General features: G+C 61.7%; 13 protein-coding genes. 1 reads left to right on the top strand and 12 read right to left on the bottom strand.

Features of this window, described 5'->3' with window-relative positions:
• Nucleotides 1-19 precede the first annotated feature (19 nt).
• From ACUN0E_RS28765 to ACUN0E_RS28740, 6 genes are all read right to left on the bottom strand, one after another.
• The gene (locus tag ACUN0E_RS28765) at nt 20-1,240 is read right to left on the bottom strand and encodes a CaiB/BaiF CoA transferase family protein (RefSeq protein WP_445568733.1); all 1,221 of its coding nucleotides are present in this window, start codon (nt 1,238-1,240) and stop codon (nt 20-22) included.
• A gap of 98 nt (nt 1,241-1,338) precedes the next feature.
• Nucleotides 1,339-1,758 carry a Zn-ribbon domain-containing OB-fold protein gene (locus ACUN0E_RS28760; RefSeq protein WP_445568732.1) on the bottom strand — a complete coding sequence of 140 codons (420 nt, stop codon included), beginning with the start codon at nt 1,756-1,758 and terminating at the stop codon, nt 1,339-1,341.
• A 20-nt stretch (nt 1,759-1,778) separates the two neighbouring features.
• The gene (locus ACUN0E_RS28755) at nt 1,779-2,990 is read right to left on the bottom strand and encodes a thiolase family protein (protein WP_445568731.1); all 1,212 of its coding nucleotides are present in this window, start codon (nt 2,988-2,990) and stop codon (nt 1,779-1,781) included.
• 11 nt (nt 2,991-3,001) lie between these two features.
• The gene (locus ACUN0E_RS28750; protein WP_445568730.1) at nt 3,002-3,499 is read right to left on the bottom strand and encodes a MaoC family dehydratase; all 498 of its coding nucleotides are present in this window, start codon (nt 3,497-3,499) and stop codon (nt 3,002-3,004) included.
• 103 nt (nt 3,500-3,602) lie between these two features.
• Nucleotides 3,603-4,745 (bottom strand): acyl-CoA dehydrogenase family protein, encoded by a 1,143-nt coding sequence (locus ACUN0E_RS28745; RefSeq protein ID WP_445568729.1) that lies wholly within the window; start codon nt 4,743-4,745, stop codon nt 3,603-3,605.
• Between the two features lie 352 nt (nt 4,746-5,097).
• Nucleotides 5,098-6,252 (bottom strand): CaiB/BaiF CoA transferase family protein, encoded by a 1,155-nt coding sequence (locus ACUN0E_RS28740; protein WP_445568728.1) that lies wholly within the window; start codon nt 6,250-6,252, stop codon nt 5,098-5,100.
• A 330-nt stretch (nt 6,253-6,582) separates the two neighbouring features.
• On the opposite strand from ACUN0E_RS28740, the gene ACUN0E_RS28735 reads away from it, so the two are divergent.
• Nucleotides 6,583-8,091 (top strand): aldehyde dehydrogenase, encoded by a 1,509-nt coding sequence (locus tag ACUN0E_RS28735; RefSeq protein WP_445568727.1) that lies wholly within the window; start codon nt 6,583-6,585, stop codon nt 8,089-8,091.
• Between the two features lie 105 nt (nt 8,092-8,196).
• Here ACUN0E_RS28735 and ACUN0E_RS28730 read toward each other — a convergent pair whose 3' ends face one another.
• The 6 genes from ACUN0E_RS28730 to ACUN0E_RS28705 form a co-directional block, all read right to left on the bottom strand.
• Nucleotides 8,197-9,408, bottom strand: coding sequence for an ABC transporter substrate-binding protein (locus tag ACUN0E_RS28730; RefSeq protein ID WP_445568726.1), 1,212 nt, complete (start codon nt 9,406-9,408; stop codon nt 8,197-8,199).
• Between the two features lie 81 nt (nt 9,409-9,489).
• Complete coding sequence (locus ACUN0E_RS28725; RefSeq protein WP_445568725.1) at nt 9,490-10,200, bottom strand: ABC transporter ATP-binding protein; 711 nt, start codon at nt 10,198-10,200, stop codon at nt 9,490-9,492.
• Entirely contained in the window at nt 10,184-10,942 is a 759-nt protein-coding gene (locus ACUN0E_RS28720) for an ABC transporter ATP-binding protein (protein WP_445568724.1), read from the bottom strand. Before ACUN0E_RS28720 ends, ACUN0E_RS28725 begins: the two co-directional genes overlap by 17 nt.
• Nucleotides 10,939-11,931, bottom strand: coding sequence for a branched-chain amino acid ABC transporter permease (locus ACUN0E_RS28715; protein ID WP_445568723.1), 993 nt, complete (start codon nt 11,929-11,931; stop codon nt 10,939-10,941). Before ACUN0E_RS28715 ends, ACUN0E_RS28720 begins: the two co-directional genes overlap by 4 nt.
• A 2-nt stretch (nt 11,932-11,933) precedes the next feature.
• Complete coding sequence (locus ACUN0E_RS28710; RefSeq protein WP_445568722.1) at nt 11,934-12,815, bottom strand: branched-chain amino acid ABC transporter permease; 882 nt, start codon at nt 12,813-12,815, stop codon at nt 11,934-11,936.
• Nucleotides 12,816-12,827: 12 nt separating this feature from the next.
• Nucleotides 12,828-14,018 carry an acetyl-CoA hydrolase/transferase family protein gene (locus tag ACUN0E_RS28705; protein ID WP_445570533.1) on the bottom strand — a complete coding sequence of 397 codons (1,191 nt, stop codon included), beginning with the start codon at nt 14,016-14,018 and terminating at the stop codon, nt 12,828-12,830.
• Nucleotides 14,019-14,457: the final 439 nt, after the last annotated feature.

Raw genomic sequence — 14,457 nt, 5'->3', positions numbered from 1 at the left:
TTTCCAACATTTCCAACGCTTATTCTGATTGGGGCAAGCCGGGGCTCTCGACCGTATGCGCGCCGCCGGAACTCAACATCTCCTCGATTTCCTCACGGCTGAAACCGTACTCCAACAGCAACTGCACGGAATGCTCACCGAGACGCGGCGCCGGGTAGCGCAGTTCCGGCGCGCTTTCGCTCCATTGCTGCGCGATCCCCAACGTACGGATCCGGCCTTCCGACGGATGGTCCTGTTCGGCGAAGAATCCGACCGCCTTCATATGCGGATCGTCGAGGAGCGTCTCGGGCGTGTTCATTTCGATAATCGGAATGTCGGCCTCGCTCAACTGTTTGACCCATTCTGCTGTCGTCTTCATCTCGAAGACACGCGCAAGGAATTCGTACAGATAGGCGATGTTCTCGGTCCGTCCGCCGATATTGTTGAAGCGCGGATCTTCCGCCATCTCCGGATGACCGGACAGAATGAAAAAGCGCTGCCAGTGATGATCCGCGTAGACGTTGACGCCGATATAACCATCAAGCGTGCGATACGGCCTGCGATCCGGATTCATCATGCGCGCATACCCCCAGTCGCCGATCGGCGGCACGAACGTATGGCCATACAGATGATCGCCGAGCACGAAATGCGAAAACGTCTCCAGCATCGGCACGAACACCTGCTGGCCAACACCCGTCTTCTCGCGCCTGTACAGCGCCATGGACACCGCGTTGCTGGTCGCCATACCGACGACGCGATCGGCAATCGCCGTCGCGACATAGCTGGGCGGCCCTTCCTTGCGGGCTTGCAACACCGGCATGCCCACCGCGGCCTGGATAAGGTCGTCGTACGCGGGGCGCGACGCATACGGTCCGTTCTGGCCGAATCCGAACGCGCCGCAATAGATGATCCGCGGATTGACCTTACGGACGTCTTCATAGGCGATACCGAGTTTGGCCATCGTATGCGGGCGCATGCTGTACAGCAGCACATCGGCGGCTTCCACCATTCGCTTCAGCGCAGCGATCCCGTCGGGATGCTTCAGGTCCAGCACGAGGCTGCGCTTGTTACGATTCAGATGCAGAAAGATCGGACCCATTCCCGCATGGCGGCATGGGCCGATGTTGCGCGTCGTGTCCCCTTGGCGCGATTCGATCTTGCAGACGTCCGCGCCCATGTCCGCGAGTAGCAGCGACGCGTACGGGCCCATGAAATTGGACGTCAGGTCCAGGATGCGTACTCCGTCAAGTGGTCCGGCCATGCTGGACCTCCAGAGCGGGTCGCATCGTCTCGTATGCGGAGTTGAAATTGAACAGCTTCACAACGTCTCCCCCAACTGATTGAACAGCAGGTTGGTTATTACTTATCCGACAACACGAACACCGGCAACTTCTGCTCGCCGCGCTGGACGAACTTCACTTCGACACATAGACCGATCTGCACCGCCTCGGGCACGGCTTCGATCTGCGCGAACAGGTAATAGCCTTCGTCCATCCAGATGAAGCCGACCGTGTAAGGCGCGATCTCCGTCCACACCGGCGTCGGCCCGCGCATGATCGTACTGTGCGAGTAAATCTCCCCGCAGCCGCTTGACGCTTCCCACTTGAGCGACTTCGAGCCGCAATGCGTGCAGAACGAGTGCGCCGGCCACACCGCCTGCGCGCATTCGGTGCAGCGCTGGAATGTCACCTTTTCGTCGGACAACGCTTCCCAATACGGTTGCGCGTCGAGCAAACGATAGGGCTGCGGCCATTGGTTAGGCAAATGAGTTTCTGTCATAGCTTGCTCTCAATCAAGGATCAGGTCGCGGACGACAGCAGCAGCACGGCGCCGGCGGCCAGCATGCCCCCCGCCCCTTGCACCAGCACAGTCTTCGGGCGGCGCGATGGCGCAAGCCCCAGCGCCTGGCCGCGTAACTGGCGGACCGCCTCAATCATGCTGTCCATGTTGCACGAGATGCCCGGCTGCCCGAACGACAGCCAACCGCCGTTGGTATCCGTCGGAAGATCACCATCCACACCGGTGCGGCCCTCGCGATACAGGTCGATGCCGCGCCCCTTCTTCGCAAAGCCCAGATCCTCCATCACGATCGGCCCCATGTGCGCAAAGTTCACCGAGATCTGCGTCATGTCGACGTCCACCGGGCTCAGCCCCGACATCGCGTAGGCCTGGCGGGCCGCCTCGGCCGTCGCGGTGGTCGTCAGGTTCGGGAAGGTACCGAGACTGTCGAACTTGCAACTGCGCATGTTCATGCGGTCGGTCAGATATTCATGCGTCGTCGCCGAACCGTAGCCGAGCAGGTACACCGGATTGCGCGCGCCGCGCGCCTTTTCCGGCGACGTGACGATTAGCGCGCCGCCCGTGCCGCCACCCCACGTCGAACACATCCAGCGGCGCAGCGGCGTTGCGACATACGGCGACTCCAGTACTTTCGCGCGATCGATCTCGCCGAATTTCGCCTTCGCCGCATGCGGGTGGTGCCGGCCCCAACGCTGATTCGCAATCGCCACGTCGGCCAGGTCTGCCTCGGTGATGCCGAACTCGTGGAAATAGCGATGCGCCGCTTGCGCATAGAGCGCCGGGATCGTCGGGCCGTACGGAAGCTCGAACTGCGGATCGGCATCGGCTTCCGCACCCATCGCCACCGCGTCGACAAACAGCTCGGTCGCGTCACTCTGCAGGCACAGCACGTATTCGGCGCGGCCCGCTGCGATCATCTGCGTCGCGACCGCGAGCGTCGAGGTTAGCCCCGCGCCGTGCATGGTCAGCTCGCTCGTCAGCGTCACCGGCATCTGCATGTGCGAGATGAAGATATTGCTCCACTGCGAACGCTTGTCGGCCCACGGCGAACGACCGGTGAACACCGCGTCGACCTGATCCCTGGTGATACCCGCGTCGGCGAGCGCGGCGTGGGTTGCCTCGGCGGCGAGCTGCAGCGGGTCCTTGCGATCGGCGCGGGATGCGTAGGCATCCCCCATGCCGATGATGGCCGCGACGGGTTTGGGCGTCATGCTGGCGCTCCTCAGACCTTGAACTCAGGCTGAGCCTCGGCGATCAAGGCCTCCAGATCCGCGCGCCGGCGCAGCATCAGCAAGCTCCACTCGCTGCGCTGTACCACTTCGCCACGCTGGTTGTAGGCCTGGATCAGCATCGTGCCGACGCCGTACTTGTCGTCCTTATCCTTCTTGCCGATGACTTCGGCGCTGGCATAAACCGTGTCGCCGATCTTCACCGGGCTCAGGAAGCGCATCTTGTCGACGCCGTAGTTTGCCTGGATCGCCGGGCCGAACTGCAGCAGTCCGGAGATCAGCGAAAACGTCAGCATGCCTTGCACGATACGCTCGCCCCAGCGGGTCTTCTCCGCGTATTCCTTGTTCGAATGGATCTCGATCCAGTTGCCGGTGAACATACAGAACATCACCACGTCGCTTTCAGTCACCGTGCGGCCCGGCGAACGGAACTTGTGGCCGACTTCCAGTTCGTCCAGAGGGATGTTGATGCTGTTGTTGATGACACTCATTACCAGGTCTCCTGAGAAATTGGATTGACGAGACGGACGCGCTGCTACGCACTCCGCTCGCCTGAATCATGCGTGCGTGGAATCGCACACGCGCTATTGACCGTTACAGACGCATCGACTTCGCGATAATCGTGCGCTGGATCTGTGACGTGCCGCCACCGATCGTCGACTGGATGCTCTCGCGCAGATAACGTTCCATGTCCGCTTCCGGCAGGTTCGCGTAGCCGCCCAGAATCTGCATGCCGGCCAGCGCGCACTCCTTCAGCGTCTCCGAGCCGTACAGTTTTGCCATCGATACCTCACGGGCGCACGGCACATGCTTTGCGGCCAGTTGCGCGGCGCGGTAGCAAAGCAGGCGCGCTGCATCCACCTTCGTCTGGCAGTCAGCCAACATGTGGCGAATCACCTGGAATTCATACAACTGCTTGCTGAACTGGATGCGATCGTGCGCATAGCGCGTCGCCGTCGTCACCGCCTGTTGCGCATTGCCCGTGTATGCCGCCGCCACCGCACAGCGCTCGAGTTCGAGATGTTCCGTGATGATCTTCCAGCCCTGCCCCACTTCGCCCAGCAGCGCTTCTGCCGGCATACGCACTTCGTCCAGGAATATTTCCGTCGTACCGGTTGCGTGGCGCGACAATGTCGGCAACTTGTTGATCACCATTCCCGGCGTGTCGTTCGGGATCAGCAACACCGAGAGACCGCCGTGTTTGTCGTCCGCGTCGGTGCGCACCAGCATCGCGATCACTGTGTTCTTCGCCGCCGCGCCGCTGCACCACAGCTTCTGGCCGCTTACGATCCAGTCACCATTGGTGTCGCGACGCGCACGCGTCTTCGTGTTCGCTGCGTCTGAGCCCGCGTCCGGTTCCGAAATCGACACTGAGAAACGGATCTCGCCGTCGATAAACGGCTTCACGTACTTCGCCTTCTGTTCCGGCGTGCCGAACTTGATGATGTTCATTGCCGTAAAGGTAGGCACCAGCACCGAACACGCAAAGTCGAAACCAAACTTGCCGAGGCCCTCGGCCATCAGCGAGTAGTCGAAGATGTCGCCGCCGGAGCCACCTTCCTCCTCCGGAATCAGAATGCCCAGCCAGCCCTGCTTCGCAATCTTCTCGTACGCTTCGTACGGGTATTCCCGATTCATGTCGCACTTGCGCACATATTCGACGGTGATCTCGTTATCCATGAACCGGTTCACGGTATCGAGCCACATGGTTTGGGATTCGTCCAGGAAGTTCGTCACTTGTCTTCGCTCCAGTTATTCGGCTTTTGCTTGTGCATCAGCCTTGGTCATCGTGTTAGTCAGGTTAAGGGCGGTCATTGCGCAATCCAACTGAGCATTTCCGAAGCCTCGATTCGAAAACATCGAAGATCGCGCGTTGCGTGTGAAGTCGTGTCGTTTCGCGGCATGACGCGCCGCAACACCCTGCACATCGCGCTGCGGAAGCCGGACGTGCGAATACCACGCGTACGCTGCTTTTTGCAGCGCAGGCGCGGTGTCGGAATCAGAGGGAATGGTTAATACAGGTGGTCGCAACGCTGCGGCGGGCGCTCATGCAAGCGCTTGGGCGTTGCCCGCCTGTCGGCATCACCCGTCACACAATTGCGCCGGCTTCACGCAGTGCAGCAAGTTCATGGGCGCTGAAACCCCAGTCGCTGAGCGCCGCGTCCGTATGCTCGCCGGGGCGCGCAGGCGGATGCTGAATCGCCCCTGGGGTACGGCTAAAACGCGGCGCTGGTGCCGGCTGAACGACACCGTCGCGTTCGACGAAGGTCTCTCGTGCTCGCAGATGCGGATGATCCGGCGCCTCCGACAGCGACATCACCGGCGCGAAACACACTTCGCGGCCTTCGGCCAATGCGCACCATTCATCGCGCGTGCGCGTGCGGAACACGTCGGCAAATCTCGAATGAACCTCCGGCCAGCGCGAACGATCGTGCTGGTCCGGCATCTCCTCTTCGCCCAGCCCGAGCACTTGCAGCGTATTGCGCCAGAAGCGCGCCTCGTTCGAGCCCACGCTGATCCAGCGGCTGTCCTTCGTCTCGTAGACGTTATACCAGGGTGCACCGGAGTCCAAACGATTGACGCCGCGCTCGTCCTTCCAGTACCCGCTCGCAAGCATCCCGTAGAAAAGCGTCATCAGCGACGCCGAGCCGTCGACCATCGCAGCGTCCACCACCTGCCCCTTGCCAGATCGCTTGCTCTCGAGAATCGCCGATACGACGCCCAGCGCGAGATACAAGGATCCGCCGCCGAAATCGCCGGCGAGGTTTAGCGGGATGGCCGGCGGTCCCCCTGCGGCGCCAATCGAATGGAGCACACCGGTCAGCGAGATGTAATTGATGTCGTGCCCCGGCGCCTGCGCGAGCGGCCCATCCTGGCCCCAGCCCGTCATGCGGCCATAGACCAGGGCTGGATTGACCGCGAGGCAGGCGTCAGGCCCAAGGCCCAGCTTCTCGGCGACGCCAGGCCGGAACCCTTCGACGAGCGCGTCTGCTTGACTAACGAGCTTCAGGATCGCGTCGGCCGCTTCCTTCTTCTTCAGGTCAAGCGCCGCGCTGCGGCGGCCACGATTGAGCAGGTTGAAACGCGGATCGCCGGGCATGCCACCGTCGTAGCCGGGCGGCCGGTCGATGCGGATGATGTCCGCACCGAGATCCGAAAGCAGCATGCAGCAGAATGGGATCGGCCCGACGCCGCCCAGCTCCACGATCCTGATGCCCGAAAGCGGGCCTTGAGTATTGCGCATTGTCGCGGTCTCCTCTCGAATTGGATGAGAAGCTTACCCCCCGTGCAGAACGAGTCCAATCGCGGAAAACCGAAGTGGGACTTCGGCAGGATCGAAGTGTCGCGAGATGCCGGCCCGCGCGGCACATTCCCCTGTTTCAAAATCCGGAACAAACCTTGTCGCGGCATGGACGTCCGGCGTCGGCACGTCCTAGTGTCCCAGTTCCGGCATAACTCTCGCAGCAACAGAACATTCCCAATCGCCACGCCACACCCGCGCTCTGCGAGAGCACTCCGCCGACGTGAGCAACCCGAATTCCCGCACGAAGCCATACCCTTCCTGGAGCATCAAATGTCGAACCAATCATCCGCCACAGCGAGCGATACGCCGCTGCGGCGCTACGAACACCTGTACATCAACGGCGAATGGGTAAAGCCGATCGATGGCGAACTCATCGAGAGCATCGATCCCGCAACCGGCAAGCCGTGGGCCATCGCCCCAATGGGCGGCGCGCAAGACATCGATCGCGCGGTAGCCGCGGCGCGTCAGGCATTCAATGGCCCGTGGCGGCGCATGCCCGGTCACGAGCGGGCGGCGTTGCTGCGCCGCCTCGCCGATCTGTTCAGCGCAGCGATCCCCGAGCTCGCGGTTATCGAGTCGCGCGACAACGGCAATCTCGTGCGGGAACATCGCGGCAGCCTCACCGCGCAGGTTCAGTGGTATCAATGGTTCGCGTCGCTCGCGGACAAGGCGCAGGGCACCACGATCCCGATCGACGACAGCGTGCACGCTTTCACAACGCGTGTGCCAATCGGCGTGGTTGGCGCGATCATTCCGTGGAACGCGCCACTGCTTGCGACCTGCCTCAAGGTGGGTGCCGCGCTCGCGGCCGGCTGCACGGTCGTCGTCAAGCCCGCCGAGCAGACTCCCGTGTCGGCACTCGAACTCGCGCGTCTGGTCCATGAGGCCGGCTTTCCGCCCGGCGTATTCAACGTCGTGCCCGGCTATGGACGTACAGCGGGCGCGCACCTCGTCAAGCACCCGGACGTCAACAAGATTTCATTCACCGGCGCCAGCCAGACCGCGAAGCACATGGTGCGCGACGGCGCCGATAACCTGAAGCGTTTCACGTTCGAACTCGGCGGCAAGGCCCCCCATGTCATCTTCGCCGATGCCGATCTCGACAACGCGATCAACGCCGCGACCGCATCGGCGTGGCGGCTGACCGGCCAGAGCTGCGCGCTCGGTTCGCGCGTGCTCGTCGAGCGGTCGATCTACGAGCGCGTCGTCGAAGCGTTCCAGACCCGCGCGAAATCCGTGCGCGTCGGCCTGCCGTCGGTCGATTCCAATCACATGGGCCCGCAGTCGCACGAAGAGCAGCTCAACAAGACACTGTCGTACATCGAGATCGGCAAGCAGGATGGCGCGGAACTCATCACCGGTGGCCACCGCATCGCGACTCCTGAGCTCGCTCCTGGCTACTTCGTCGAGCCGACCGTGTTCGCCGGTGTCACGAACCAGATGCGGATCGCCCGCGAGGAAATATTCGGCCCCGTTGCGTCGCTGATCCCGTTCGAAGGAGAAGAAGAAGCCATCGCGATCGCGAACGATTCGCCGTACGGCCTCACCGCCGGCCTATGGACGCGCGACGTCGGCCGCGCGTACCGCGTCTCGAATCGCATCGAGGCCGGCATGGTGTGGGTCAATACCTACTCGTTCCTTCGCTGGTCGACGCCCTACGGCGGGTTCAAGGCCAGCGGCTGGGGCCGCGAGAACGGCATCAATGCGCTCGATCCGTACCTCGAGACCCGCACGACGATCATCAGCACCACGGGTCAGTTCCCGAACCTGTACGCCTGAAGTCACGAAGCACGCCGTAAGGCGTGCTGTGCATGTTGCCACCCGCCGCCGAGCCGGCTTCCATCCCGGCCCGGCCGACGGCGGTCTCGACGAAACCGCTCCGCGTTACTGCGACTGCCGCGCCTTCATCACCACGGATTCTGAAGGCTGCAAGGTCGCGCCGGGAATGACATCGGTAATCGTCATGACGGGTTGCTTCAGCTCCTTGCTGTAGTCGACGCGGCCAATAAACATTGGCGTATCGGCCTGATGGTCGTACTTCGCGAAACGCAGCGTGCCGCGTATCACCTTGAAATCGGACGATTCGACGGCGTGCATCACCGCGTCCGCGTCGGTCGTCTTCGCCGCCGTGGCCGCCTGCGCCCAGATCATCACGCACTCATAGGCCGACGTGGTCCAGTCAGACGGCACAACGCCGTACTTCGCCTTGAACTGGTTGACGTACAATTTCGACTGCGGACTGGCCGTGGCCAGATACGACGCCGGCACGAACTGGCCGCCGTCGCTGCCGATCGCGGCGAATTGGCCGAGCGACTTCAACGTGCTCTCGTCATACAGGGCAATAAACCTGTTGTCGATCTGTTTGAAGAATCCAACGGCTGTCGCCTGCTTGGAGAAGGTCACGAGATCGCTCCCGTACAAGCTCGTGAACACGTAGTCCGGCTTCGCCGCCAGGATCTTGTTGATCGCGGCGGTGTAATCGATCGCACCGAGCTTCGGATACTCCTCGATCACGAACTCGACGTTCGGATTCATCTCCTTCATAAGTTCCATGAATCGAGCCGCGTTGGTGCGGGCCCCCGCGTAGTCGGCCGCCACGACCGCGTAGCGTTTATACGGCATCTTCGCCAGCCGGGTCGCCATCGCCCGTGTCTGGAAATAGCCGTTCACCGCGATCGAGAAAACATACGGCTGGAACGACTTCATCGTGATGTCCTCGGAACCCGAGGCCGACACGCACATCGGCACCTTGAGCTTCGCGGACACGGTCTTGCTAACCGCGAGCGTATCCGCCGACGACTGCGGCGCCATCAGCATGACCGCCCCCCCATGCACCAACGACGCAGCCTGATTGCTCGCACGCTGAGGATTGGTGCCGTTGTCCTGGTAGTTGAGCACGACCGGCTGGCCCAGTACGCCGCCACGCTTGTTCAGCACTTCCACCGCATACTGGGTACCCAGCAGGCTATCCTTGCCGACCTCCGCCGCCGGCCCGGACAAATCAAATGACCCACCAATCGTGATTGGCGTACCCGCGTGCGCGCTGCCCCATACCGACGCGATGCCAAACAGTGCTATCAGCGTTGTCCGTTTCATGCTGTGTCTCCTTACCTTTTTCGATTCGAATTATTTCGTGACGCGCAAGCCGGTCGCGGTAAACCTGACCGGCTTGCGTGATCATTCGCGGACCGGCACTGCGCGTGGGTGCATGGCAGCATCGACGGATGGGTCCCGCCCGAGCGGCACAATGGCGCCCTTGTCGATCGAATACCACCGCTGGCAGATCAGATCGGTGAACTTGACGTTCTGCTCCGCGATCAGCATCGCCATGCCGCTTTCGCGCAATGTGTTGATCGCTTTCGCGAGCCGCAACACGACAATGGGTGCGAGCCCTTCGCTCGGCTCGTCGAGCAACAGAAGACGCGGCTTCAGCAACAACGCGCGCGCGATTGCGACCATCTGGCGCTCGCCGCCGGATAGCTTGCCGGCATACCGTTGACGCAGCTTGTGCAATTCGGGGAACAGATCGAATACCCCGTCCAGTTGACCGGGTGCCGGGCTCCTCACACCGATGGTGAGGTTTTCCGCAACCGTGAGCGACCTGAACAAACGGCCGCCGCTCGGTACGATCGCAAGCCCGGCGCCCACGCGCTTGTTCGCCGGGAGTTTCGCAATCTCCGCGCCGTCGAGCGTGATGCGTCCCGCGGTCGGCATAATAAGTCCGGCGACTGATGCAATGAACGTCGTCTTGCCGGCGCCGTTACGACCGATCAGCCCGACAACCTCGCCGTGGTTGACCGAAATTGCCCCGCCGCGAATCACCTTGACCCGGCCATACCCCGCGTCCAGTTCGGCGACGTGCAGTGCCTCTTCAGATCTCTTCTCCAAAATAGGCCTCCTTGACACGGTGATCGCCGCGCACGACGTTCGGTTCGCCGTCGACCAGTACGGTTCCGGCGACCAGCACCATCACGCGGGTCGCGAATGAAAACACAATGTCCATGTCGTGCTCGACGAAGACAATGGGCATCTTCTCGTCGATCGCGATCGTCCGGATCAGGCTCAGACATTCACGCGATTCCTCACGTCCCATGCCAGCAGTCGGTTCGTCCAGCAACAGCAACTTCGGGCGAGTGGATAGTGCCACCGCAAGCTCGAGTTTGCGCTGATCGCCATATGACAGTTCCGCGGAAAGCACCGCGCGCTTGTTTGCGAGGCCGACTTTTTCGAGCAGCAGTTCAGCGTCGCTCCTCGTGGTCCGCACGGCCTGATGGAACATATTCCACGACCGTCCTTGAGCGAGCATCAGTCCGATCTGCACGTTTTCCTGCGCCGTGTACGTCGGAAATACGCTGCTGACCTGAAACGATCGTCCCACACCCCGTTTGACACGCCGCCACGGCGGTTGACGTGTGACCCGCTCGCCGAACACGCGCACTTCCCCACCGTCAGGCAATTTTCTGCCCGTGAGCAGATCGAAAAGCGTGCTTTTTCCTGCGCCGTTAGGGCCGATGATCCCAACCGCCTCACCGCCTCGCACGCTAAAAGACACGCCGTTGACGGCGGTGAATCCGGAGAAGGACTTCACGAGGTTTGATGCCTGCAGAACCGGCTCCAGGTTCTCATTCATGGCTGACCACCCGCTTCATTTTTCGACGACGAGACCGCCTCGCCCACCAAACGCGGCGCACCGAATATCGTGGATAGCAGCACCTTGATTTTCGGACCGATGCCCTCCGGAAACAGAAGCGCACATAGGATCACCAGCGTACCGACGACGAGGTCCGAGTTGGACGAGTGCGCCTGAACAAAGGTGCGCGGAATTTCCAGAACCAGCGTGCCGAGTACCGGGCCAAGAAACGTCGAGCGGCCGCCGAGCGCGATCATCATCAGCAGCATGGCACTCGTGACCCATGAGAACAGGTGCGGATCCACGCTGCCTTCGACGCCGGCCAACACGACGCCGAAAATCGATCCTAGTGCGCCGGCTATCACAAACGCGACGACCTCGTAACGCTTAGGATTCCCACCGAGTGATGCCACCCGGTCGGCATTGTCCCTGACTGCGCCGAGCAGCGCGCCGAATGGCGATGCGACGAGCTTCAGCAGCACCACGCAGGCGACGATGGTGGCGATCACCGCAAAGCGATACTGCGCGCTACTGCTGCCGAGCCAGGTGGGGACCGTCACGCCGACGAGCCCATCGTCGCCGCCCGTCAGGTTGTAGTTCGACACCACGAACACGAATGCGATCTGTCCGATCGCCAGCGTCAGCAAGCCAAAGAAAAGATGACGCGCGCGCAGTGAAATCAAGGCAGTCAGCAACGATACGGGCACGGATATCGCCAGTGCCAGCGCCGCGCCGGCCCAGAAGGACATTCCATAGCGGATGGTCGAGATCGCCACGACATATGCGCCGAGCCCGATGAACAGGCCGTGACCTAGCGATAACAAGCCCGTCGCACCAACGAGAAGATTCAGGCTCATCGCCGCGCCGGCGAAGATCACCATACGCGTGACTTCGGGCAGATAGGCTTCGGACATCACGTACGGCAGCAGGCATAGCACTACACCCACCAATAGCGATGTCAATAGTGTCTTTCCGGTGAACTGCTTCATGGTTACTCTCTCCCTACTATCGTGCGCAGACCGGTTGGCTTGAATATGAGGACAATCACCATGACCGCGAAGATAACCATTTCGCTGCCGTGGTCGAGTACCATCGTCGACAGCGATTCAGCGATTCCGATCAGGAGTGCGGCAACCAGGCTTCCCCAGATTGCGCCCAGTCCGCCAATGACGATTACCGCAAAGGCAATCACGACGATCTGAACATCCAGTCCGGTATTGATGGCGCCACGCGGCACGGCCACGACGCCCGCGATGCCGGCCAGCAATGCAGCAACGCCCATCACCATGGTCCGCAGCCGCTTCACGTCGATACCCACGGCTTCGAGCATTTGCGGATCGTCCACGGCCGCGCGTATCAGCCGTCCGGTTCTGCTCTTCGTCATGACCACCCACAGATAGACGGCGACGACGGCCGTCATCGCCAGTACCGCGAGCTGATAGGTGGCGAGCCGGAACCCGGCGAACTCGACAAATCCGGACAGTTGCGCGGGCGCGGACATCGAAAGCGACTCCGTGCCGAAGATGATGCGCGCGAGGTTGTTCAGCAACAGCATGAGGCCGAACGAAACGAGCAGTTGGCCCCACATCCCGGATGCATACACCCTGCGGAACAATGCCAACTCCAGCACGCACGCGAAGAGCGCCATGACGGCCGGCACCACGACGATCGCGACGACGAAGCCAAGCTCAGGACCGAGGAGCCGGATGCATGTCGCGCCACAAAATGCCGCGAGCATGAAGAACGATCCGTGCGCCAGATTGACGACACCCATCGCGCCCCACAGCAAGGTCAAGCCGGACGCGACAAGAAAGTAAAGACCGCCATTCGCGACGCCGGCGAGGAGCTGTGCTCCGAGTAATTGCCAGTTCATTTGCAATGCTCCTCAATGATGCTCTCGCGCTTCGCGCTCCAGCTGCTCGCGGTGAATGGGATGCGCGACGGCGATTAGCCTCGGAATACGTTGGGCAAGCGAGAGACCTCGCAAGTCGGCGACACCGTATTCAGTGACGATCACGCACGCATCGCTTCGCGGTATCGTGACCGGCCCCGAGAGCTTCGCCACAATTCGGCTGTGCTGCCCCGCGGTCGACGGCAGCGCGATAATCGGCACGCCACCCGGGCTGAACTGAGCCGCGCGAAGAAAATCACCGATTCCGCCGACCGCGCCGACATAGGTGCCGGCGGCTACCTCGGCATTCACCTGCCCGGTCAGATCCACCTCCACAGCCGAGTTGATCGCGACGAACCGGTCGATCTCGCGCAGCACCTCTGGATTGTGTGTGTACTCTGTGCCACGCAGCGTGAGCGAAGGATTGCGGTGCGCGAAGCGGCGAACGCGTTCGGAACCGATGATGACGCCGCCAATGGTCATACCCGCATCGATGGTCTTCCTGGCATTCGTTATGACGCCTGCTTCGCAAAGCGCCGCGATGCCGTCTCCGATGCTGCCGGTATGAACGCCGAGGTCCCGTCTGCTCCTGAGTTGTGCAAGCACCGCGTCGGGAATGGCGCCGATGCCTGTCTGCAGGGTTGCGCCGTCTTCCACGAGAGCCGCAACGTGTTGCCCGATCGCCTGTTCGACCGGACCAGGGACGGATGCGGGCCCGTCGGGGAACGCGGCGTCCGATTCCACCAGAAGATCGATATCAGATGCGTGCAGGTATGGCTCCCCGTACGTCCACGGCACGGCGGGATGCACTTCTGCGATGATGGCGCGTGCGCTCTTCACCGCTTCGACTAGATATTCGCGCGCCAGCCCAAGGCTATAGCGTCCGTGTTCGTCCGGCGGCGACACCTGCAACATGACAACGTCAATGCGCAACGCGCCGCTCCGAATCAGCCCCGGAAGCTGCGAGTAATGCGCGGGAAGAATGTCGAGTACGCCCGCGCGGGCCAGATCGCGGTTCGACCCACTGCCGCAATACGCCAGAAAATCGAATGCATCGGCGTGTTCGGGGGCGAGTACATCAGCGAGGCCGATGCCGAGAAAAATTCGGATGCGCCGCAGCCGGTCCCGCTGTGCGACGAGTGCGCGCATCAGCGTCACGGGTTCGGCATGCGACTGCCCCCACATCACGGTGTCGCCAGGGCGGATCAGGCTGGAAAGATCCGGACAGCGGCTGACCGATACGGTTGCGTCCGATCCTTCAGGAAGGGTGAATTTTCCGTGATTCATGCCAGATCGACCACAAGTGTTACTCGCCTCATTTCGTCTCCTCCGGCCGTAGCGCCGGGATTGTTTTTTTCAGCAACGCGTGTTGCTTCCTCACAGGCGTAAAACATCACGCCTGTTAAATATGGATAACTAATTACTAATAAAAGTCCCAATTCCACCAATCGTCACGCATCGAACCAGCCGGTCGAAATTGTCTGCTTACAAAGGGCATGCTGACGCGTGAGCATCGTCAAGCGTCCCGAAGAACCTTGAGTCCATTGCATCATCGCCATAGTCGAGCGTCAACGCGGCTTCAATGAGTGTTCCGTACTTTGACGAAAAAGCGAAAGTGCGAGTC

The organism is Paraburkholderia sp. D1E (assembly GCF_052682275.1).
Note: the sequence above shows the minus strand (reverse complement) of the source record. Positions and strands in the feature narration are given on the sequence as shown.

What these genes read in the sequence shown, in the direction of transcription:
- ACUN0E_RS28715 (WP_445568723.1), bottom strand. Translation starts at nt 11,931, where the DNA reads ATGAAGCAGTTCACCGGAAAGACACTATTGACATCGCTATTGGTGGGT.
- ACUN0E_RS28705 (WP_445570533.1), bottom strand. Translation starts at nt 14,018, where the DNA reads ATGTGGGGGCAGTCGCATGCCGAACCCGTGACGCTGATGCGCGCACTC.
- ACUN0E_RS28760 (WP_445568732.1), bottom strand. Translation starts at nt 1,758, where the DNA reads ATGACAGAAACTCATTTGCCTAACCAATGGCCGCAGCCCTATCGTTTG.
- ACUN0E_RS28740 (WP_445568728.1), bottom strand. Translation starts at nt 6,252, where the DNA reads ATGCGCAATACTCAAGGCCCGCTTTCGGGCATCAGGATCGTGGAGCTG.
- ACUN0E_RS28765 (WP_445568733.1), bottom strand. Translation starts at nt 1,240, where the DNA reads ATGGCCGGACCACTTGACGGAGTACGCATCCTGGACCTGACGTCCAAT.
- ACUN0E_RS28720 (WP_445568724.1), bottom strand. Translation starts at nt 10,942, where the DNA reads ATGAATGAGAACCTGGAGCCGGTTCTGCAGGCATCAAACCTCGTGAAG.
- ACUN0E_RS28755 (WP_445568731.1), bottom strand. Translation starts at nt 2,990, where the DNA reads ATGACGCCCAAACCCGTCGCGGCCATCATCGGCATGGGGGATGCCTAC.
- ACUN0E_RS28710 (WP_445568722.1), bottom strand. Translation starts at nt 12,815, where the DNA reads ATGAACTGGCAATTACTCGGAGCACAGCTCCTCGCCGGCGTCGCGAAT.
- ACUN0E_RS28735 (WP_445568727.1), top strand. Translation starts at nt 6,583, where the DNA reads ATGTCGAACCAATCATCCGCCACAGCGAGCGATACGCCGCTGCGGCGC.
- ACUN0E_RS28730 (WP_445568726.1), bottom strand. Translation starts at nt 9,408, where the DNA reads ATGAAACGGACAACGCTGATAGCACTGTTTGGCATCGCGTCGGTATGG.
- ACUN0E_RS28750 (WP_445568730.1), bottom strand. Translation starts at nt 3,499, where the DNA reads ATGAGTGTCATCAACAACAGCATCAACATCCCTCTGGACGAACTGGAA.